Below are 21,035 nucleotides of genomic sequence, written 5' to 3' on the forward strand. Positions count from 1 at the left end.
CGTTGGCGCTTGCGGCGAGCGAAGCTGCCGGCGGAGTCCGGCCAATGACATTCCCCCTCACGACCTAGAATTTATCGACCGGCCTGACCGCAACCAATCGCGGCATGGCCCGTATGCCCTTACGACCCGCGCTGCCTCAACCGGCCGCGCCAAGAAAAGCAAAAAATTCTGGTCAGGGAGAACGCCTTTGGCGAAGGAGAACGGCAGCGCCACCGACAGCATTGTCGTGGTGCAGGCAAAGACCGACGGGCCGCGGCAAGCAGCGGACGAGATCGCACGCCAATTGGCGTCAGCTGATCTCGCAATGCTCGTGGTGTTCGTGTCGCCGTTCTATGACCCGCAGGAATTCATTGCCGAACTGTCCCGCCGGATGCCCAACGTTCCGATCTTCGGCTGCACCACGGCCGGCGAATTGTCGCCCAGCGGCTGGGACGAGGACAGCGTCGTCGCGATGGGCTTCAACGCAGCCGATTTCGTCATCGCGGCGCGGCCGCTGTTCGACCTCGCGACGTTTCGGGTCGATCATGGCCGCTCGATCTGCACCGAGTTGCAGAACGAATTCGCGCAGCGCACCGAGCATTGCGACCACACCGAGGATTCCTTCGGGCTGCTCTTCATCGACGGCATGTGCCAGCGTGAGGAGACCATCATGTCGGCGATCTATGCAGCGCTCGGCGACATTCCGGTGGTCGGCGGCTCGGCCGGCGACGGTCTGCGCTTCGAGAAGTCCTGGGTGTTCCATGGCGGCGAGGCCCATACCGACGCCGCCGTCCTGATCCTGATCCGGACCCGGCTGCCGTTCCGCCTGTTCAAGTGCGACCATTTCGAGCCGACCTCGACCAAGATGGTGGTGACCGAGGCTGATACCGAGCACCGCATCGTCAAGGAATTGAATGCCGAGCCGGCCGCGCTGGAATATTCCCGCGCCGTCGGCCTCAGCGACAGCAAGCTCGAATTGTTCTCCTTCGCCGCGCATCCGGTCCTGGTCCGCGTCGGCGGCGCCTATTACGCGCGGTCGATCCAGCGCACCAATCCGGACGGGTCGCTGCAATTCTTCTGCGCCATCGACGAGGGCATGGTGCTGACGGTGGCGCGCGAGCGCGATCCGATCGACGTCACCAGCCGCCTGCTCGAGGAGCTGACCGAGGATCTCGGCGAGGTTTCGATGTTCATCGGCTTCGAATGCGTGCTGCGCCGGCTCGATGTCGAGCAACGCCAGCTGTCGCGGGAGATGTCGGAGCTCTATCGCCGCAACAAAGTGATTGGCTTTCAGACCTATGGCGAGCAGTATCGCTCCATGCATGTCAACCAGACACTGACCGGCATCGCCATCGGCAAGCGGGCTATCGCGCCGCAATGACCGACACCAAGACCACGCGAATTGCCGCCCTCGAACGCGAGGCCGAGAAGCTGCGCAAGATCAACGCGGCGCTGATGTCGCGCGTCGAACGTTCGACCGACCAGCAGCTCAACGCGTTCTCGCTGTTCGAGACCGCGATTGCGCTCGATCAGCAGGTCCGCGACCGCACCAAGCAGCTCAAGCAGGCGCTGCAATCGCTGGAAAAGACCAATGGACGCCTGCTGCAGGCCAAGCAGCAGGCCGAGGCGGCAAGCTCGCTGAAATCATCGGTGCTGATTTCGGTGACGCACGACCTGTTGCAGCCGCTGAACGCGGCAAGGCTGACGCTGTCTGCGCTCACTGAAATGGCACCCGAGCCCAAGGGCGTCGCGCTGACCGACCAGATCGACCGTTCGCTGGCGACGCTCGAGGACATGCTGCGGACGCTGCTCGACATCTCGAAGCTCGATGCAGGCGTGCTTCGACCCGAGTTCGGCCCGGTTGCGATCGCCTCGCTGTTCGAGCCGCTAGAGCAGGAATTCGTGGCGACCGCCGCCAAGCGCAACCTCGGCTTCAAGATCATGCCGTCGTCCGCGGTGGTGCGCTCCGATCCGCTGATGCTGCGCCGGATCCTGCAGAACCTTGTAGCCAATGCGCTGCGCTACACCCAGCGCGGCACCGTGCTGATGGGATGCCGCCTCAAGGGCGACGATATCTGCATCGAGGTGCACGACACCGGGCCGGGCATCCCGGAAGCCCAGCGCGAGGCCATCTTCGTCGAGTTTCAGCGCGGCGAGGCCAGCGCCGGCGACAAGGCAGGCATCGGACTGGGCCTTTCGATCGTGCGGCGGTTTGCCGACCTGCTCGGCCATGACATCAGGCTGGATTCGCGCGCCGGCAAGGGCTCGGTGTTCGCGGTCACGGTGCCGCGCACCCTCGATCCGGTTGCGATCCCGGTGCGCGAGCAGGCCAGCGTCGACTATCGCTATGGCGGCATGGAGGGCGCGAAAATCCTGCTGATCGAGAACGACCTCTCGAGCGCCGAGGGTCTCGCCCACCTGCTGGAGAAATGGGGCTGCGACGTCGCGGTGACGATCTCCAAGACCGAGGCGCTGGAGCGCATCCACGCGCTCGACGGCATTCCCGACGCGATCATCGCCGACCTGCATCTCGACAATGGCGAGACCGGCATCCAGGCCGTCGACGTGATCCGCGGCGAGATCAACGCCATGGTTCCGGCGATCATCGTGACCGCCGACTACTCGGCCAAGGCTGCCTCCGACGTATCGGCCTACGGCCATGAGTTATTGAAGAAGCCGATCAAGCCCGCCGAGATGCGCTCGCTGCTGTCGTTCCTGCTGGCGGCGGAGCAGTCGGCCGCGCGGCTGTGACGAGAGCGTTTTCGAGCGAAGTGGATACCGGTTCGCGTGAAGAAAACGCGTCAAAACAAAAACCTAGAGCCCCGTTCCGATTCCATCGGAACGGGAAAGGCTCTAGGCGTCGCGCGACGGCGACGCCGTCACCGGCGCGTGGTCGTGCTTGCCGAAGTCCAGCTTCGACATCGCGATGATGGCCTCGGTCCGGCTGCGCACGCCGAGCTTCCGCAGGATCTCCGAGACGTGCACCTTCACGGTGGTCACCGAGATATCGAGCTCATAGGCGATGTGCTTGTTCTGCAGCCCGCGGCAGATCATGTCCAGCACGCGAAGCTGCTGCGCGGTGAACTGGCCGAGATGCTGCATCAGTTCGCGCGTCTCGGCCTGGCCCTTGCGGGCAGCAGCGGTGTCGCGGAAGCGGGTCGGCAGGCACACCTCGCCTTCGAGGATGCCGCGCAACAGCCGCGCCAGTTCGACCTTCGGCGTCGATTTCGGGATGAAGCCGGAAATACCGAGCGAGATCGCCCCGCCGATGATCCGCGAATCGTCATGCGCCGACACGATCACCAGCGCACTGCGCGGCGCGGCGGCGCGTACCCGGTAGGCGCCAAGCAGGCCCGTGGTCCCGGGCATCGACAGATCCAGCAGGATCAGATCGAGGCCGTCGCGCGCGGCGATCACGTCCAGCGCACCGTCGATCGAGGTCGCCTGCAGCACCTCGGCATCGGGAAACTCGGCCCCGATCACGCCGATCAGGGCGGCGCGGAACAGCGGGTGATCCTCGACGATCAGCAGTCGAGGCGCACCCGCCTTGCTGAGCGGCGGCTCGTCCGCCAGGGGCGCGGTCGTGGTCAATGCTGCGCCGTCCTCCCTCGGATCGCTGATGACAGCCATTGTGCGCACGACGTTATCCCAAAGCCGACCGGCAGCCTATAGGGGCGACCTTCAATGCGCGCGCCTCGCAGTGCAGCAAGTCTAGGGCGCCTTCTCCACCTTCGCGCCCGCGCAGGCGTCGGCGACAGGAAGCGGGATCTTGCCGAGCTCGATGATCGCCTTGTTGCGGCTGAACAGCTTCAGCTTGCGCAGGATCTCGGTCACATGCGCCTTCACGGTGGACTCCGCGAGCTTGAGCTCGGTGGCGATCTCGCGGTTCTGCAGGCCGCGGATGATCAGGTGCAGCACGCGAATCTGCTGCGGCGTCAGCTTCTGGATCCGCTCGCGCAGCGTCCGCGCCGTCTCGGATTGATCCAGCGCGCCGACCGCGACGAAGTCCCGCGGCGCCGAGACCGACCCGCTCAGCACCCGCGCGATCGCCTGCGAGAGCTCGCCGAGCGAGGTCGATTTCGGCAGATAGCCGACCGCGCCCATCTCCAGCGCCTCGCGGATGGTGTGCTTGTCCTCCTCGCTCGAGACGATGGCGATCGGCAGCCGCGGATAGCGATCCCGGATCTTCTGGAAGCCGGAGAAGCCGACGACATCGGGCAGCAGCAGGTCGAGCAGAGCCAGATCGATGTTCGGTTCGCTGGCGAGGATGCCGAGCGCTCCCTTGATCGAGGTCGCCTCATAGATCCGGGCATCTGGGTGCGAGATGCGGATGGCATTGCCAAGCGCCTCGCCAAACAGAGGGTGATCGTCGATGATCAGGAACCCCATCATGAGGACCCTCGCACAGCTAGAGCCATTTCCGTTCCGATTGAATCGGAACGGGGCTCTCGATTCTTGTTTTGACGCGTTTTCTTCACGCGAACCGGTATCCACTTCGCTTGACAACGCTCCAATCGCCGATGGCCGCGGCTAGTTCGACCCGCCGGGATCCTGCACGCTCTGCAGATAGGCATATACGTTTCTGAGCTCGTCGTCGCTGAAGACATCCTTCCAGGCCGGCATGCCCTTGGCTGGCCGCCCGTCATGGACCGTCTTCCAGAAGGCCGATTCCATCTCGTCAGCATAGCGCTTCTTCAGCAGCCTGAGGTCGATCTTCCGCTCGGCCTGCACCGCATCCGGGCCATGACAATGGGCGCAGGTGCCGTTGAAGACCTCCCGCCCCGCCGTGGCGTCCCCCTTGGCATCCCCGGCGGTCGCCGCGGTCTGAACCGGCTTCTCGGCCGCGGCCGCCTGCCCTACCGTGACAGGCTCGCTTGCCCCGACAGACGACGTCGTCGCCGGAGCCGCCTGGCCGAACTTGACCGGGGCGCCGTCCGGCACGCCATATTTGGCGAACAGGGCCGAAATCTCTGGCTGCAGCGACGGCAGCACGCCGTCGACCTCATCGCGCAGCGCGCCGGACGCCTTGGCGAAGCCGATCGCGGTCGCCCACAAGAGGCCGTCGCCCTCGGTCGCCACGATCTGATATTTGTCGCCATAGCTGGTCTTGTTGAGCCAGCCCGCCACCGGCGCCCAGATGAAGGCGATGTCGAGCTTGCCCTGATCGAGCGCCGCCATGCCCTCCTCCGGGCTCAGCACGGTGACCTTCTGGATATCGTCACGCAGCGCCAGCAGGTTCTGCGGCGTCGACTGATACTGCACCGCAACCCGCAACCCCTTGAGGTCGTCGATGCCAGCCAGCTTGCGATCCCTGGCGCCGACCAGCGCATAGCCTTCATGGGCGATCGGCTTCGAGAAGATCACCGCCGGGCCCATGAAATCGTCGATCAGCGGCAGCCCGACCATGGCGTCGCACTGCTTGCTGAGCAGCGTCTCCCGCACGGTGCGCTTGCCGAAATAGGACTTGTACCAATTGGTGCTCACCGTGCGGCCGAGCTTTTGCGCCACCGCCTGGCCGATCTCGAGATAGAGGCCCGGCTTGCCGGGATCGTCGCTCGAGAACGGCAGATTGGTCGGGTCGGCGCAGAGCCGCAGCGGCGGCCTGGCCTCGTCTGCGCCGGCCGACAGGGCCGGCGCGAGCAGCGCGGTGGAGAGCAGCACGGCCCGGATCGCCCTTCCCAACTGCGCGCCGCGCGCACATTTGGGCACTTCGTTCCGATTGATGCAGGACACGGACAATGCTGCCTCCCTTAAACGATGCATTACTGCAGGGCAAACACGAACAGCGAGCCGCCTTCGGGTGCTGCGGCGACCATCTTCTTGCCGATGTCACCGAGGAAGGCCGGCAGCGCAGCGGTGCGGCCGACCACGATCGCGACATACTGCTTGCCGTCGACCGAATAGGTCACCGGACCCGCGCCGATGCCGCTGCCGAGGTTCTTGCTCCACACCACCTTGCCGTTCTTGGCATCGATGGCGCGGAAATCACCGTGCAGGTTGCCGGAGAACACCAGGTTGCCGCCCGTCGTCAGCGTGCCGCCGTTGAAGGGCAGGTCTTCCTTGATGCCCCACACCTTCTTGTTGGCGACGGGATCCCAGGCCACGAGCTCGCCGAGGAAGCCGCCGGGGCCTTCCTTGGTCGGGAATTCGGCGCCGAGATAGAACACGCCGCGCTTGTAGTTCACGTCGCTGACCGACCAGTCCATGCAGACATTGTTGGTCGGGATGTAGACGAGGCCGGTCACCGGGTTGAACGACATCGGCTGCCAGTTCTTGCCGCCGATCAGGTTCGGGCAGATGTCCTTGGCGGGATGGCCGGGGCCCGGACGCTTGTCCGGATCCTCTTCCGCCCGCATCGTGGTGATGTCCCACTTCTTGGCCCAGTTGGCGAAGACATACTTCTCGGCCGAGATCATCTTGCCAGTTTCGCGGTTGGCCACGAAGAAGAAGCCGTTGCGGTCGGCCTTCATCAGAACGGGCGTCTCATTGCCCTCGATCTTCAGGTCGGCGAGCAAAAGCTCGTTGACGCCGTCATAGTCCCAGGCGTCGGCCGGCGTGCCCTGGATGTGCCACTTGATCTTGCCGGTGTCGGGGTTGATCGCCAGCGTCGAGGCGGTGTAGAGGTTGGTCAGCTTGCCGAAATTGCCGTCGCCGGTGGAGCGCACCGCGGTATTCCACGGTCCCGGATTGCTGGTACCCCAGTAGACCGTGTCGGACTTGGCGTCATAGGAGCCGACCAGCCAGGCGGCGCCGCCGCCATGCAGCCCGGTGTCGCCCTTCCAGGTGTCGCTGCCGGGTTCGCCGGGCGCCGGCACCGTGTAGGTCTGCCAGAGCAGCTTGCCGTCCTTGAGCGAGAACGCCTGCAACGAGCCGCGAACGCCGTATTCGCCGCCGCCGAAGCCGGTGATGACCTTGTCGCGAACCACAAGCGGCGGCGAGGTGATGACCGAGCCCTGCTTGTAGTCGACCACCGTCGAGGTCCAGAGCTCCTTGCCGGTCTCGGCGTCGAGCGCGGTCAGCTTGCCGTCGAGCCGACCGACGAAGAGCTTGCCGTCGGCGTAGGACACGCCGCGACTGTTGACGTCGCAGCAGGCGTATTGAAGCACGTCATCGGGAATATCGGGCTGCCAGGTCCATTTGCGCGCGCCGGTCGCGGCGTCGATCGCATAGACGAATTTCGGACCCCACGAGGTCGACACGTACAGTGTCTTGCCGATCACGACCGGCGAAGACTCGTTGGATCGCAGCGAAGCCAGCGACAGCGAGTAGACCAGCTGCAGCTTGCCGGCATTCTCGGAATTGATCTGCTTCAGCGGGCTGAAGCGCGTATTGCCGTAGTCGTGGCCTGCGATCGCCCATCCGTTGGGATCGGACGCCGCTTTCACGACGGAATCATTCGCTCTCGACGCACCAATGCCTGCCATCACCATGGCGACCAGCGACACGCCGGCAAAGAAAATCCCGCTCCTCAGCTTCATTGGCTTCCTCCAATATGGTTTCGTTGCCGCGATGGATGCATCGCGCGCGCGGATCGCTACCCAATTTCATGAACCAGCGATCTCTGTCGCTGCGTCGGCGATGAAAATGACAGCAACGCTTTTGCGCCGTTATAGGCGGAAGGTAGTAGCAATCACGGCGACGATTTTCGGCACGTTGCGAGCACCGTCAGCCTGCCGAGAATCGCTTGCGCCGCAGCGCAATTTGATCGCGCCGGAGCGCGTCGCTGCCAGCTTGCAAATTGCTCATTGAACGGCCGCCTGCTAGGATCGGAAACACAGCCCGGCGCCTTCATGACAGGGCCGCGACTACGACTTTGATCGCGGTTACGCCCCACATGAAGCGTGATCTACTGGGCCCATAACGAAGCTATTGGGAGAAACGCGTGTCTACAGTCAAATTGACGGTAAACGGCAAGGCGGTCTCGGTCGACGTTGAGGACCGAACCCTCCTCGTGCACCTCTTGCGCGAAAACCTGAACCTCACCGGCACCCATGTCGGCTGCGATACCAGCCAGTGCGGCGCCTGCGTCGTCCATGTCGATGGACGGGCGGTTAAATCCTGCACCATGCTGGCCGGCCAGGCCACGGGCTCCAACGTCACCACGATCGAAGGCCTCGCCAAGGGCGACGAACTGCACCCGATGCAGGCGGCGTTCCGCGACAATCACGGCCTGCAGTGCGGCTATTGCACCCCCGGCATGATCATGTCCGCGGTCGATATCGTGCACCGCCATGGTGGCAAGCTCGACGAGGAAACGGTTCGCCACGAGCTAGAAGGCAACATCTGCCGCTGCACTGGCTACCACAACATCGTCAAGGCGGTGCTCGATGCAGCCGGCCGCATGAAGGTCGCGCAGGCCGCCGAATAGCCGGCCCACGCAGCACATACGATCAAGCTCATCACCGCCAGTCTCGATGGAAACGGCGGCAAAACGAATCTCCGGTCGGGAGGACCAGACCATGGGTGTTGAAGGAATTGGCGCACGCGTCGTGCGCAAGGAAGATCGCCGGTTCATTACCGGCCAGGGACGTTACGTCGACGACGTCAAGATGGTGGGCATGAGCTACGCTCACTTCATCCGCAGCCCGCATGCACATGCCAAGGTCAAGGGCATCGATTCAACCGAGGCCATGAAGATGCCCGGCGTGATCGCGGTGCTGACCGGGCAGCAGATCGTCGACGACAAGGTCGGCAATCTGATCTGCGGCTGGGCAATCACCTCGAAGGACGGTTCGCCGATGAAAATGGGCGCGTGGCCGGCGATGGCGCCGGAGACCGTGCGCTTTGTCGGACAGGCGGTCGCGGTCGTGATCGCCGAGACCAAGAACCAGGCCAAGGACGCCGCCGAAGCTGTCGTCGTCAACTATGAAGAGCTTCCCGCCGCAGCCGACATCAAGGCCGCCATCAAGCCAGGCGCGCCGCAACTGCACCCCGAGGCTCCCGGCAACATCGTCTATGACTGGCATCTCGGTGACGAAGCCGCGGTGAAGGACGCCTTCAGCAAGGCGGCCAATGTGGTGACGCTGGAGCTCACCAACAACCGCCTGGTGCCGAACGCGATGGAGCCGCGCGCTGCGGTCGCACATTACGATCAGGCCGAAGAGCACTACACGCTCTACACGACGTCGCAGAACCCGCACGTCGCCCGCCTCGTGCTGTCGGCATTCTACAACATCGCGCCGGAGCACAAGCTGCGCGTGATCGCGCCCGACGTCGGCGGCGGCTTCGGCTCCAAGATCTACATCTATCCGGAAGAGATGGTGGCGCTGTGGGCCTCGAAGAAGGTCAACCGCCCGGTGAAGTGGACCGGCGACCGCTCGGAGGCCTTCCTCACCGACGCGCATGGCCGCGACCATGTCTCGAAGGCAGAGATGGCGCTCGACAAGGACAACAAGATCCTTGGCCTGCGGGTGAAGACCCACGCCAATTTCGGCGCCTATATGTCGCTGTTCTCCTCGGCGGTGCCGACCTATCTCTACGCGACGCTGTTGTCGGGCCAGTACGTGATTCCGGCGATCTATGCCGAGGTGGTCGGCGTCTACACCAACACCACGCCGGTCGACGCCTATCGCGGCGCAGGCCGCCCCGAGGCGAGCTATCTGATCGAACGCATGATGGAGACCGCGGCGCGGCAGTTGAAGGTCGATCCGGCCGAGCTGCGCAAGAAGAACTTCATCACCACGTTCCCGTATCAGACGCCGGTCATCATGGCGTATGACATCGGCGACTTCCACGCCTCGATCGATGCCGCGATGAAGGCGATCGACTATGCCGGCTTCCCGGCCCGCAAGGCCAAGGCGAAGGCCAGTGGCAAGCTGCGCGGCATCGGCGTCTCCTGCTACATCGAGGCCTGCGGCATCGCGCCGTCGAAGGCGGTCGGCAGTCTCGGCGCCGGCGTCGGCCTCTGGGAGTCGGCGGAGATCCGCGTCAACCCGGTCGGCACCATCGAGGTGCTCACCGGCTCGCACAGCCACGGACAGGGCCACGAAACGACGTTCGCGCAGCTGATTTCAGAACGCCTGGGCGTCCCGATCAGCCAGGTGCAGATCGTTCATGGCGACACCGACAAGGTGCAGTTCGGCATGGGCACCTACGGCTCGCGCTCGCTCGCGGTCGGCGGCACGGCGATCGTGAAGGCGATGGAGAAGGTCGAGGCCAAAGCCAAGAAGATCGCGGCGCATGCGCTCGAGGCGTCCGAGAGCGACATCGTGATCGAGAATGGCGAGTTCAAGGTCACCGGCACCGACAAGTCGATCGCGCTGCCGATGGTCGCGCTCGCCGCCTACACCGCGCACAATCTGCCTGACGGCATGGAGCCCGGCCTGAAGGAGACGGCGTTCTACGACCCGACCAACTTCACCTTCCCGGCCGGCGCATATATCTGCGAGCTCGAGGTCGATCCGGCCACCGGCAAGACCTCCTTCGTCGACTTCGTGGCAGCCGACGACTTCGGCCGGCTGATCAACCCGATGATTGTCGAAGGCCAGGTCCATGGCGGCCTCGCACAGGGCATCGGCCAGGCGCTGCTCGAAGGCGCGATCTATGACGACACCGGTCAGCTCGTGACCGCGTCGTTCATGGACTACACCATGCCGCGCGCCGACGACCTGCCGTCGTTCCAGCTCTCCCACACCACGACGCTGTGTCCGGGCAACCCGCTCGGCGTCAAGGGCTGCGGCGAAGCCGGCGCGATCGGCGCCTCGGCTGCCGTGATCAACGCGATCACGGACGCCATCGGCAACAACAAGCTTGAAATGCCGGCGACGCCCGATCGCGTCTGGCACGCCATCCACGGTTGAGGGAGGAAGAGCCATGTACGAGACAAATTATCACCGCGCTTCCTCGGTCGCTGACGCCGCGGCCACGTTCGCCAAGGGCACGGAATCAAAATTCCTTGCCGGCGGACAGACCCTGCTTCCTGTGATGAAGCAGCGTCTCGCCGCGCCTTCCGACGTGATCGACCTCTCCAAGGTGCAGGAGATGATCGGCATCGAGGTTTCGGGCGACACTGTCACCATCAAGGCCGCGACACCGCATTACGATGTCGCGCAAAGCGACGCCGTGCAGAAGGCGATCCCCGCGCTCGCCAATCTGGCGTCGATGATCGGCGATCCCGCCGTGCGCTATCGCGGCACCATCGGCGGCTCGCTCGCCAACAACGACCCGGCGGCGGATTATCCGGCGGCGGTGCTGGCGCTCGGCGCGACGGTCAAGACCAACAAGCGGTCGATCGCGGCGGAAGACTTCTTCAAGGGCCTGTTCACGACGGCGCTCGAGGATGGCGAGATCATCACCGCGGTGTCGTTCCCGGTTCCGGCCAAGGCGGGCTACGCCAAGTTTCCGAACCCGGCCTCGCGCTTCGCGCTGACCGGCGTGTTCGTCGCCAAGACCAAGTCGGGTGACGTCCGCGCCACGGCAACCGGTGCGTCGCAGAGCGGCGTCATGCGGGTGGCGCCGATCGAGCAGGCGCTGAAGGCAAACTGGTCGGCCTCGGCGCTCGACAGCGTGACGATCCCGGCAAGCGGCCTGCTCGCCGACATCCACGGATCGGCAGACTATCGCGCGAACCTGATCAAGGTGATGGGACAGCGGGCAGTGACCGCGGCCGGTTGATAGCGCCTAAACACAAGTCCAGGGGCGGCGCGCAGCGATGCGCGCCGTTCGCGTTTTACCGGCATTCCGTTTACCGGCGTTCGGCGGCAAAAGACGCTTGCCACTTCCCGCATTAGGCGAGACAATTTAGCTAATCAGCTAATTAAAAATACCGTCCCACGGACGGCTGGGAGAACGCATGAAGTGCGGCACCAAGCCCGCCGCAACAGCTCAGCCGCTTAACGCCCCACAACCAACGGAACAGCAACGTGCTCGATAAACCTGCCTCCCAGACCGCCGCTCGCGCCTCGGGCCCGCTCGCCGGCTTCCGCATCGTCGAATTCGCCGGCATCGGCCCCGGACCGTTCGCCTGCATGCTGCTCGCCGACATGGGCGCCGAGGTCATCACGCTCGACCGGGTCGGCGCGGGCAAGAATTTGAAGGCGGTGGCCACCCGCGGCCGCAAGGTGATCGAGCTCGACCTCAAGAACAAGGCCGCGATTGCCGAAGTGCTCGACCTGCTCGGCCATGCCGACGCGCTGATCGAAGGCTTTCGTCCCGGCGTGATGGAGCGCCTCGGTCTCGGCCCCGATGTCGTGCTCGCGCGCAATCCCAGGCTGGTCTATGGCCGCATGACCGGCTGGGGCCAGGAAGGCCCGCTGGCGAATGCCGCCGGCCACGACATCAACTACATCTCGATAACAGGCGCGCTGGCCGCGATCGGCACCAAGGAGAAGCCGGTGCCGCCGCTCAATCTGGTCGGCGATTTCGGCGGCGGCGCGCTCTACCTCGTGGTCGGCGTGCTCGCCGCGCTGCTGGAAGCGCAGAAGTCCGGCAAGGGCCAGGTGGTGGATACCGCGATGTGCGACGGCGCGGCGTCGCTGATGTCGATGTTCTACGATATGAGCGCGCAGGGCCGCTGGAGCGGCGGCCGCGACCAGAATTTCCTCGACGGCGGCGCGCATTTCTACGGCGTCTACGAATGCTCCTGCGGCAACTTCATCTCGATCGGCTCGATCGAGCCGCAGTTCTACGCGCTGCTGCGCAAGCATGCTGACCTCTCCGACGCCGACTTCGACGCGCAGATGGACCGCAAGGCCTGGCCGGCGCTGAAGGAGAAGCTGGAAAAGGTATTCAAGAGCAAGTCGCGCGCCGACTGGTGCACGATCATGGAAGGCACCGACATCTGCTTCGCGCCGATCCTGACCATGGAGGAAGCGCCGAAGCATCCACATATGGCGGCCCGCCAGGTGTTCGTCGAGCGCCACGGCGTCACCCAGCCCGCCCCCGCGCCGCGCTTCTCGCGCACGCCGTCCGCGATCCGCGAGCCGGAGCTGGCTGATATTGGCGACGTGACGAGTGCGTGGAAGGCGGGGAAATAGTCTCGCTGTCGTCCCGGACAAGCGAGCGCGATCCGGGACCCATACCCTGCAACGCCGTTGTGGCGCACGACCGTTCCGCGGGACTGCCATCCGGAATACGCGATCAATTCCGCGGCATGGGTCCCGGCGTTCGCCGGGACGACACCTGCTGGCTGTGCCCTAGCGTGGCACGCTACGCAGTATCTACGCGGCGTGATCGACCTTCAGCACGCCGCGGCGGATCTGGTCTTCCTCGATCGACTCGAACAGCGCCTTGAAGTTGCCTTCGCCGAATCCGTCGTCGCCCTTGCGCTGGATGAATTCGAAGAAGATCGGCCCGATCGCGTTCGCCGAGAAGATCTGCAGCAGCACCTTGGTCTGGCCGCCTTCGATCACGCCCTCGCCGTCGATCAGGATGCCGTTGGTCTGTAGCCGCGCGACGTCCTCGCCGTGCTTCGGCAGGCGGGCGTCGATCCGCTCGAAATAGGTCTCGGGCGGCGACGGCATGAACGGCAGGCCGGACGAACGCAGCGTCTCGACCGTCGCATGGATATCGCGCGCGCCGCAGGCGATGTGCTGGATGCCCTCTCCGCGATAGACGTTGAGATACTCCTCGATCTGCCCAGAATCGCCGGCATCCTCGTTGATCGGAATCCGGATCTTGCCGTCCGGGCTGGTCAGCGCGCGGGAGAACAGGCCGGACGCGCGGCCCTCGATGTCGAAGAAGCGGATCTGGCGGAAGTTAAACAGCTTTGCATAGAACCCGGTCCAGACATCCATGCGGCCGCGATGGACGTTGTGGGTGAGATGATCGACGTAATACAGCCCCGAACCCGCGGGACGCGGATCGACCGCTCCGAGCCATTCGAACTCGGCATCATAGGCCGAACCCTTGGCGCCGTAGCGATCGACGAAATAGAGCAGGCTGCCGCCGATGCCCTTGATCACGGGCACATCGAGCGTCTTCTCGGCGAACGACACATCCGCCGGCTCGGCGCCGAGCGCGATCGCGCGCTCATAGGCGAGTTTGGCATCGACCACGCGGAACGCCATCGACGGCGCGCAGGGGCCGTGTGCGGCAACGAAGTTGAAGCCGTGGGTGCCCGGCTCCTCATTGACGAGATAGTTGATGTCGCCCTGGCGATAGACCGTGATCCGCTTGGTCCGGTGGCGAGCCACCGCGACAAAGCCCATCAGCTTGAACAGGGCGTGCAACTCGCCAGGATTGGGGTGGGCATATTCGACGAACTCGAAGCCGTCGGTGCCCATCGGATTGTCGGCGCTGATCTCGGCCGGCGGCGCGTCGTGCGGAAACGGACCCATGACGGTAACTCCCTGATTTGTCTGGAGATCAGTTTCCGTCACCTCTCGCGCAACGTGCGTGCAAAATTGCCCCTGTTTTGCTAATACCGCGCATGATCTGTGCATGAAATGGATATTTGACGCATGCCTGAAGTCGACACCTTCGACCTCAAAATGCTCGCCGCGCTGCAGGATGACGGTCGGTTGACCAACCAGCAGCTGGCCGACCTGGTCGGGCTCTCAGCCTCGCAATGCTCGCGGAGGCGGATGCGGCTGGAGGAGGAGAAGGTCATCGCCGGCTACCACGCCGACCTGGCCGGCGAGGCGCTCGGCTTCGGCCTGATCGCCTTCATCCACATTACGCTCGCGACCCACTCGCCCGACAACGCCAAGCGGTTTCGCGAGCTGGTCAACCGCGTCGACGACATCCAGGAGGCCTATGCGCTGACCGGCGATGCCGACTACGTGCTCAAGGTGATGCTGCGCGACCTGAAGAGCCTGTCCGATATCGTCAACAACGTGCTGATGCCGCACCAGAGCGTGGCGCATGTGCGCTCCTCGATCGTGCTCGACCGGTTGAAGGAGAGCACGAAGCTGCCGCTCAAATTGCTACAGACGTGATGGCGCAAATCGAGGGAAATACGCCGTTCGCATTCAGCAAGTGATTTGCGATCATCGCTTTAACATCCGGCAAAGAGACGACCATGGCGCTGCAGCTGCGACCGAACTGCGAATATTGCGACAAGGACTTGCCGCCGAGCGCTGTGGACGCGCGTATCTGCTCCTATGAATGCACGTTCTGTGCAGACTGCGCCGAGACCAAGCTCGGCAATGTCTGCCCGAACTGCGGCGGCGGCTTTGCGCCGCGGCCGATCCGCCCCGCCAAGCCGTGGCGGCCGGGCGTCTGCACGGTGAACCAGCCGCCGTCGGACAAGCGGGTGCATCTGAAATACAGCCTCGACGATGTCGCGGCGAATACGGCACGGCTGAAGGATATCAGGCCGGAGGAGCGGTGAGGCTGCCCTGCTCTCGGGCTCCTTCCCCCCTGAAAGGGGGAAGGTGGGATGGGGGTCAGTCGCGGGAGCTGGTAGGGGAGGTGAAGCAGCGCCCGTGCGAATTACTCCGCCGCGACGATCGTTCCTTCGACCTCGCCAAAACCGACGCGATAGCCGTCGCCCTGGCACCAGCCGCGCATCACGAGCGAATCGCCGTTTTCGAGGAACGAGCGCGTCACGCCGCTGGCAAGCTCGACCGGCTCGGTGCCGTTCCAGCTGATTTCCAAGAGGCTGCCGCGCTGGTGCTTTTCGGGGCCGGAGATCGTGCCGCTGCCTAGGAGATCGCCGACATTCATCGCGCAACCGCTGGAGGCATGATGCACCAGCTGCTGCACCGACGACCAGTACATGTATTTGAAGTTGGTGCTGCAGATCGTCTTCGCCTCGTTCATGGCGCCGGCGCGCAGCGCGACGTCGAGCTGCATGTCGTAATTATTCGGCTGGGCCTGCTTCAGGTAAGCCAGCGGCTCCGGCTGCTGCGCCGGGCCCTGCATCCGGAACGGCTCCAGCGCCTCGCGCGTCACCACCCACGGGCTGATCGAAGTCGCAAACGCCTTGGCCTGGAACGGCCCGAGCGGTACATATTCCCATTGCTGGATGTCGCGCGCGCTCCAGTCGTTCAGGATAACGAAGCCGAAGATCATCTCCTCGGCCTGCTTCTCGGTGAGCATCTCGCCCATCGGCGACGCCTGCCCGACCACCATGCCCATCTCCAGCTCGAAATCGAGCCGCTTGCACGCGCCGAAGCTCGGCACCTCAGTGGTCGGCGGCTTCAGCTGCCCGCGCGGGCGCCGGACCTTCGTGCCACTCACCACCACCGTCGAGGCGCGGCCGTTGTAGCCGATCGGCATATGCAGCCAGTTCGGCTGCAGCGCATTGTCCTTGCCGCGGAACATGACGCCGACATTGGTGGCGTGCTCCTTCGACGAATAGAAATCGGTGTAGCCCGAGACGGCAAACGGCATGTACAGCCTGACGTCGGCCATCGGCACCAGCGCGCGCGCCCGCAATTCCCTGTTGTCGCGCAGCTCCGGATGATCCGAGCGCAACAGCTCGCTGATCCGCGCCCGCGTCGCCGACCACACCTTTGGCCCGAGCGCCATGAAGGCATTGAGTGAGGGTTGCGAGAACACGCCGAGCGGCCCGACATCGAGCCGCGAGTCCTGCTCGAGTTCCCAGAGGTCGAGCACGAAGTCGCCGATCGCGACGCCGACGCGCGGCGCGAGGCCGTCCTTCGACGAGAACACGCCGTAAGGCAGGTTCTGGATCGGGAAGTCCGAGGTCGGCGCGACGTCGATGAAGGAGCGGAGTTTTGGGTCGTTGGGGTGGGGCAAGATGCTTCTCCGGTGACTAACCTGTCATCGCCGGGCTTGACCCGGCGATCCATCGCTCTTTGAAAGATGGATGGCCGGGTCAAGCCCGGCCATGACGACATGAACACTACGGCTTGTTCGGGTCGAACTTCTTCTCCAACCCCTTCCAGCAATCCGAGTAATCATCCTGCAGCGTCGCCGATGTCGCGGCGTGCTGCGTCACGCGTTGTGGGAAACGGGTCTCGAACATGAAGGCCATCGTGCCGGTCAGCTTCACCGGCTTCAGTTCGCCGTTGCTGGCGTGCTCGAAGGCTTCGCGATCGGGGCCGTGCGGCAGCATCATGTTGTGCAGCGAGATGCCGCCGGGCACGAAGCCTTGCGGCTTGGCATCGTAGACGCCGTAGATCAGGCCCATGAACTCGGACATGATGTTCATATGGTACCACGGCGGGCGGAAGGTGTTGTCGGCCACCATCCAGCGCTCCGGGAAGATCACGAAGTCGATATTCGCGGTGCCGGCGGTCTCCGACGGCGAGGTCAGCACCGTGAAGATCGACGGATCCGGATGATCGAACGCGATCGCACCGACCGGCGAGAAGGTGCGCAGGTCGTATTTGTAGGGCGCGTAATTGCCGTGCCAGGCGACCACGTCGATCGGCGAGTGCGGCAGCGTGGTCTTGAACAGCGCGCCGCCCCATTTCACGTAGAGCTCGGTCGGCGTGTCCTTGTCCTCGTAGCTCGCGACCGGCGTCAGGAAGTCGCGCGAATTGGCCAGGCAGTTGGCGCCGATCGGGCCGCGCTCCGGCAGCGTGAACGCGCCGCCGTAATTCTCGCAGAGATAGCCGCGCGCCGGACCATTGGGAATTTCGACGCGGAATTTGACGCCGCGCGGGATCACCACGATCTCGCCAGGCTCGGCATCGATGCGGCCGAATTCGGTAACGAGGCGCAGATTGCCCTGCTGCAGCACGAACATCATCTCGCCATCGGCGTTGTAGAAATGCTGATCGACCATCGATTTGGTGATGAGATAGATGTGCGCCGCCATGCCGGCCTGGGTGTTGGCATCGCCGGCCGTGGTCATGGTCTGCACGCCCTGCAGGAAGGTCATGTCCTGCTTCGGGATCGGCGCCGGGTCCCAGCGCAGTTGCGCGATCGGCATGTCGTATTCGTGGCACGGCGCGGTGCGCCACAGCCCGGCGTCGGCCTTGGCGAACCGGCCGGAGTGCCGCACCGACGGACGGATGCGATACAGCCAGGAGCGCTCATTGGTGCCACGTGGCGCCGTGAACGGCGAGCCCGATAGCTGCTCGGCATAGAGCCCGTAGGCGCAGCGCTGCGGCGAGTTGCGCCCCATCGGCAGCGCGCCGGGCAATGCCTCGGTCTCAAAGCTGTTGCCGAAGCCGGACATGTAGCCCGGCGTCACTTGCCCCGAGCTGCGAACGATCTGATCAGGCGAGGTGTTGATGTTCATTTCTATCCTCCTCCTTGCAGGGCGGCCCACATTTCCTGGTCGCGCTTGTCGGTCCAGATCACGGGATCGTCGATCCCGGACGCCTCGTCATAGGCACGCGAAACGTTGAACGGCAGGCAGTGCTCGTAGATCGCAAACTTCGAGAACTTCGGATCCATCACCTCGCGCGTCGCCGCCATCGATTCCTTTAAGCTGCGGCCCTTGGCGACTGAGGATTCGGCGGCACCATAGAGCGTGGTGACGAAATCGCGGGTCATAGCGATCGCATCACGGCCGGTCTCGAGGCCCTTCAGCGCATCGCCGCGGCCCGGCGCGATCGCCTTCGGATTGAAGGCGCGGATTTCGTTCAAGGTCATCGGCCATTCGCGCAAATGCGCGTCGCCGCAATAGCAGGCCGAGTGATATTCGATCAGGTCGCCGGAGAACATCACCTCGGCGTCCGGCACCCAGGCGACGATGTCGCCCGAGGTATGGCCGGCGCCGAGCTGCATCAGCCGCACCTCGCGCTTGCCGAGATAGATCGACATCTCGCCCTCGAAGGTCAGCGTCGGCCAGGTCAGGCCGGGAATGCTCGCGGCATCCTGGAACAGACGGGGAAAACGGCCATATTCGGAATCCCAATCCTGCTGGCCGCGCTCCTGGATCAGCCGGGAGGTCTCCTGCGAGGCCACGATGCCCTGCGCGTGATAGGCCGACGCGCCGAGCACGCGCACCGCGTGATAGTGCGACAGGACGACATATTTGATCGGCTTGTCGGTGACGGTCTTGACCCGCTCGATCACCTTGTTCGCCATCGCCGGCGTCGCCTGCGCGTCGAACACCAGGCAGCCGTCCTCACCGACGATGACGGCGGTGTTCGGATCGCCCTCTGCGGTGAAGGCATAGAGATCGGTGCCGATCTCGGAGAAGGTGACCTTCTTCTCCGCGAGATCCGTGGTCGATGCAAAACCTTTGGCCATCAGTTCAATCCTGTCCGTTTGATCAGTCTATTGTTGTTGCTGTTGCTGCTGCTGGCTCGCGTCCAGCATCCGCCGCTTCGCCAGCGCGATCGCTTCATGCAGCACGTCGAGATCGCCGATATGGTTGGCGAGCACCAGAACCAGCGCGGCATCGAGATCGGCGCTCTGCGCCTCGGTGAGGCCGCGATGCGCCTCAACGATGGCGCGGAAGGCGTCATCGGGCTTTGCGAAATTCGAACTGGTCGACAGCGCCATGACCGCTCCTCAGTTCAGGCCGGCGGCGCGCGCCAGCGCCGCATCGAGCGACGGCCGCTCAGCGTTGCGGAAGCGCGCCGCGACGTAGCCGTCCGGCCGCAGCAGATAGGCGGTGCCGGGCTCGGCATCGTAGCGCTTGCCGGCGAGCCCCTGCGTGTCGACAAGGCCGCCCTCACCGCCGATCCGGATGCGGCCGACGCCATCAGGGACATCGGCTGCCGCGCCATTGCCAAACTCCAGCAGCGTGAAACGCGTTCCCTGCCTGATGAAAACGTCGGTCAAATAAATGGAACCGCCACCCTGCTCGGTCACCGGGGCATCCAGCATCGAGGCGCCCGGCCGCGGACCGCCGCGCCAGTCGTCGCGATCGCCGCTCGACAGCGGCGTGTCATAGACCGACGGCACCGACAGCCGGCCGCCATTGACCATGCGCTTGCCGAACTCGGTATTCTCTGCGAGCGACAGCACCGCCTGGCGCAGCCGCGCCTCCTGTTTCGTCGCCGGTGCCATGAAATCGGTCGAGCGGGTCGACTCGCGGATGTTCTCGTCCGCCGCCGCGCTGCGCTCGATATGATAGCTCTCCAGCAGGCCTTCGGGCGAGAGCCGGCGCAGCACGCGGTCGAGCTTCCACGCCAGGTTCTCGGCATCCTCGAGCCCGGAATTGGCGCCGCGCGCGCCGAACGGCGAGACCTGATGTGCGGAATCGCCGGCGAAGATCACCCGCCCGTGGATGAATTTTGCCATCCGACGGCACTGGAACTTGTAGAGCGAGATCCATTCGAACTCGAACTTGTCATGCCCGAGCATGCGCTCGATCCGCGGCCGGACATTCTCCGGCTGCTTCTCGGCCACCGGATCGGCATCCGGATTGAGCTGCAGATCGATCCGCCAGATGTCGTCCGGCTGCTTGTGCAGCAGCGCCGAGCGTCCGGAATGGAACGGCGGATCGAACCAGAACCAGCGCTCGGTCGGGAACGCCGCGGTCATCTTGACGTCGGCGATCAGGAACTGGTCCTCGAACACCTGCCCCGCGAAATCCGCGCCGACCATCTGGCGCAGCGAGGAACGGGCGCCGTCGCAGGCGACGACGAAAGAGGCATGCACCTGGTATGAGCCGTCGGGGGTCGCGATGGTCAGCGCGACGCCATCATTGCGGCTCTCCAGCGCGATCACCTTGTTGCGCCAGCGCAGATCGATCCCAGGCAGCTGCTCGACGCGATCGACCAGATAGGCCTCGGCATAGAACTGCTGCAGGTTGATGAAGGCGGGCCGCTTGTGACCCTCCTCGGGCAGCAGGTTGAATTGATAAAGCTGCGAGGCGCCGTGAAAAATCTTGCCGACGCTCCACACCACGCCCTTCTCGACCATGCGGTCACCGACGCCGAGGCGGTCCCAGAACTCCAGCGAGCGCTTCGAGAAGCAGATCGCGCGCGAACCCTCGCCGATCCGGTCGGCATCGTCGAGCAGCACCACGCGCTGGCCGCGCTGCGCGAGGTCGATCGCAAGCGACAGCCCCACTGGCCCGGCGCCGACCACGACAACGGGATGCTCCGCCATGTTGGCGCCCGACCGCTCCTGGTCGGGGTGGTGGCGATAGCCGAACTGGGTTTTGGCCTGTGCCGTATTGGCGTTTGCCATTGTATGACCCTGGATGTTCCCTTGCGCCGCGGCCCTTGGCTGCGGTTCTGTGTGACCGGCTTGCGACCAGGACCTTGCGGGTCGGCCGCGACCTTGCTAAATTAGTC

The 21,035-nt window shown here is 64.6% G+C and carries 19 protein-coding genes; 9 read left to right on the forward strand and 10 right to left on the reverse strand.

Going from position 1 to position 21,035, the window contains the following annotated elements; genetic code table 11:
* The first annotated feature begins 187 nt into the window (after nt 1-187).
* Together K359_RS0117730 and K359_RS0117735 are read left to right on the forward strand one after the other, a co-directional pair.
* On the forward strand, nt 188-1,360 hold the full coding sequence (locus K359_RS0117730) for an FIST N-terminal domain-containing protein (RefSeq protein ID WP_029080550.1): 1,173 nt from the start codon (nt 188-190) through the stop codon (nt 1,358-1,360).
* A complete protein-coding gene (locus tag K359_RS0117735; protein ID WP_029080551.1) occupies nt 1,357-2,730 on the forward strand; it encodes an ATP-binding protein in 1,374 nt (457 codons plus the stop codon). Before K359_RS0117730 ends, K359_RS0117735 begins: the two co-directional genes overlap by 4 nt.
* A 102-nt stretch (nt 2,731-2,832) precedes the next feature.
* Here K359_RS0117735 and K359_RS0117740 read toward each other — a convergent pair whose 3' ends face one another.
* From K359_RS0117740 to K359_RS0117755, 4 genes are all read right to left on the reverse strand, one after another.
* Complete coding sequence (locus K359_RS0117740) at nt 2,833-3,609, reverse strand: response regulator transcription factor (RefSeq protein WP_245284648.1); 777 nt, start codon at nt 3,607-3,609, stop codon at nt 2,833-2,835.
* Nucleotides 3,610-3,690: 81 nt separating this feature from the next.
* A complete protein-coding gene (locus K359_RS0117745; RefSeq protein ID WP_029080553.1) occupies nt 3,691-4,371 on the reverse strand; it encodes a response regulator transcription factor in 681 nt (226 codons plus the stop codon).
* 138 nt (nt 4,372-4,509) lie between these two features.
* Nucleotides 4,510-5,712 carry a c-type cytochrome gene (locus K359_RS0117750; RefSeq protein WP_334262164.1) on the reverse strand — a complete coding sequence of 401 codons (1,203 nt, stop codon included), beginning with the start codon at nt 5,710-5,712 and terminating at the stop codon, nt 4,510-4,512.
* Between the two features lie 29 nt (nt 5,713-5,741).
* Entirely contained in the window at nt 5,742-7,409 is a 1,668-nt protein-coding gene (locus K359_RS0117755; RefSeq protein WP_198031154.1) for a PQQ-dependent dehydrogenase, methanol/ethanol family, read from the reverse strand.
* Between K359_RS0117755 and K359_RS64430 the strand changes: the two genes are divergently transcribed.
* The 5 genes from K359_RS64430 to K359_RS0117780 all read left to right on the forward strand — a co-directional run bounded on the left by K359_RS64430 (nt 7,393) and on the right by K359_RS0117780 (nt 12,953).
* Nucleotides 7,393-7,728 carry a hypothetical protein gene (locus K359_RS64430; RefSeq protein ID WP_245284643.1) on the forward strand — a complete coding sequence of 112 codons (336 nt, stop codon included), beginning with the start codon at nt 7,393-7,395 and terminating at the stop codon, nt 7,726-7,728. The genes K359_RS0117755 and K359_RS64430 overlap by 17 nt on opposite strands.
* Nucleotides 7,729-7,861: 133 nt before the next feature.
* Complete coding sequence (locus tag K359_RS0117765; protein WP_029080556.1) at nt 7,862-8,347, forward strand: (2Fe-2S)-binding protein; 486 nt, start codon at nt 7,862-7,864, stop codon at nt 8,345-8,347.
* A gap of 91 nt (nt 8,348-8,438) precedes the next feature.
* The gene (locus tag K359_RS0117770; protein WP_029080557.1) at nt 8,439-10,778 is read left to right on the forward strand and encodes a xanthine dehydrogenase family protein molybdopterin-binding subunit; all 2,340 of its coding nucleotides are present in this window, start codon (nt 8,439-8,441) and stop codon (nt 10,776-10,778) included.
* 13 nt (nt 10,779-10,791) lie between these two features.
* Nucleotides 10,792-11,592: a xanthine dehydrogenase family protein subunit M gene (locus K359_RS0117775; RefSeq protein ID WP_029080558.1), complete on the forward strand. Its 801-nt coding sequence runs from the start codon at nt 10,792-10,794 to the stop codon at nt 11,590-11,592.
* A 248-nt stretch (nt 11,593-11,840) separates the two neighbouring features.
* On the forward strand, nt 11,841-12,953 hold the full coding sequence (locus tag K359_RS0117780; protein WP_029080559.1) for a CaiB/BaiF CoA-transferase family protein: 1,113 nt from the start codon (nt 11,841-11,843) through the stop codon (nt 12,951-12,953).
* A 183-nt stretch (nt 12,954-13,136) separates the two neighbouring features.
* Here K359_RS0117780 and hppD read toward each other — a convergent pair whose 3' ends face one another.
* Nucleotides 13,137-14,255, reverse strand: coding sequence for a 4-hydroxyphenylpyruvate dioxygenase (hppD, locus tag K359_RS0117785; RefSeq protein WP_029080560.1), 1,119 nt, complete (start codon nt 14,253-14,255; stop codon nt 13,137-13,139).
* Nucleotides 14,256-14,378: 123 nt separating this feature from the next.
* Between hppD and K359_RS0117790 the strand changes: the two genes are divergently transcribed.
* The gene (locus K359_RS0117790) at nt 14,379-14,855 is read left to right on the forward strand and encodes an Lrp/AsnC family transcriptional regulator (RefSeq protein WP_029080561.1); all 477 of its coding nucleotides are present in this window, start codon (nt 14,379-14,381) and stop codon (nt 14,853-14,855) included.
* An 83-nt stretch (nt 14,856-14,938) separates the two neighbouring features.
* Complete coding sequence (locus K359_RS0117795; RefSeq protein ID WP_029080562.1) at nt 14,939-15,250, forward strand: DUF1272 domain-containing protein; 312 nt, start codon at nt 14,939-14,941, stop codon at nt 15,248-15,250.
* Nucleotides 15,251-15,351: 101 nt separating this feature from the next.
* Here the strand turns inward: K359_RS0117795 and fahA are convergent, their stop codons facing one another.
* The 5 genes from fahA to K359_RS0117820 all read right to left on the reverse strand — a co-directional run bounded on the left by fahA (nt 15,352) and on the right by K359_RS0117820 (nt 20,928).
* Nucleotides 15,352-16,623 (reverse strand): fumarylacetoacetase, encoded by a 1,272-nt coding sequence (gene fahA, locus K359_RS0117800; protein ID WP_029080563.1) that lies wholly within the window; start codon nt 16,621-16,623, stop codon nt 15,352-15,354.
* A 106-nt stretch (nt 16,624-16,729) separates the two neighbouring features.
* Nucleotides 16,730-18,076: a homogentisate 1,2-dioxygenase gene (gene hmgA, locus K359_RS0117805; protein ID WP_029080564.1), complete on the reverse strand. Its 1,347-nt coding sequence runs from the start codon at nt 18,074-18,076 to the stop codon at nt 16,730-16,732.
* Between the two features lie 2 nt (nt 18,077-18,078).
* The gene (locus tag K359_RS0117810) at nt 18,079-19,035 is read right to left on the reverse strand and encodes an MBL fold metallo-hydrolase (protein WP_029080565.1); all 957 of its coding nucleotides are present in this window, start codon (nt 19,033-19,035) and stop codon (nt 18,079-18,081) included.
* A gap of 27 nt (nt 19,036-19,062) precedes the next feature.
* Complete coding sequence (locus tag K359_RS0117815; RefSeq protein WP_029080566.1) at nt 19,063-19,290, reverse strand: DUF2783 domain-containing protein; 228 nt, start codon at nt 19,288-19,290, stop codon at nt 19,063-19,065.
* A gap of 9 nt (nt 19,291-19,299) precedes the next feature.
* Nucleotides 19,300-20,928, reverse strand: a complete 1,629-nt coding sequence (locus tag K359_RS0117820) for an FAD-dependent oxidoreductase (protein ID WP_029080567.1) — start codon at nt 20,926-20,928, stop codon at nt 19,300-19,302.
* Nucleotides 20,929-21,035 lie beyond the last annotated feature (107 nt).

Source organism: Bradyrhizobium sp. th-b2 (assembly GCF_000426785.1).
Taxonomy (GTDB): domain Bacteria; phylum Pseudomonadota; class Alphaproteobacteria; order Rhizobiales; family Xanthobacteraceae; genus Bradyrhizobium; species Bradyrhizobium septentrionale.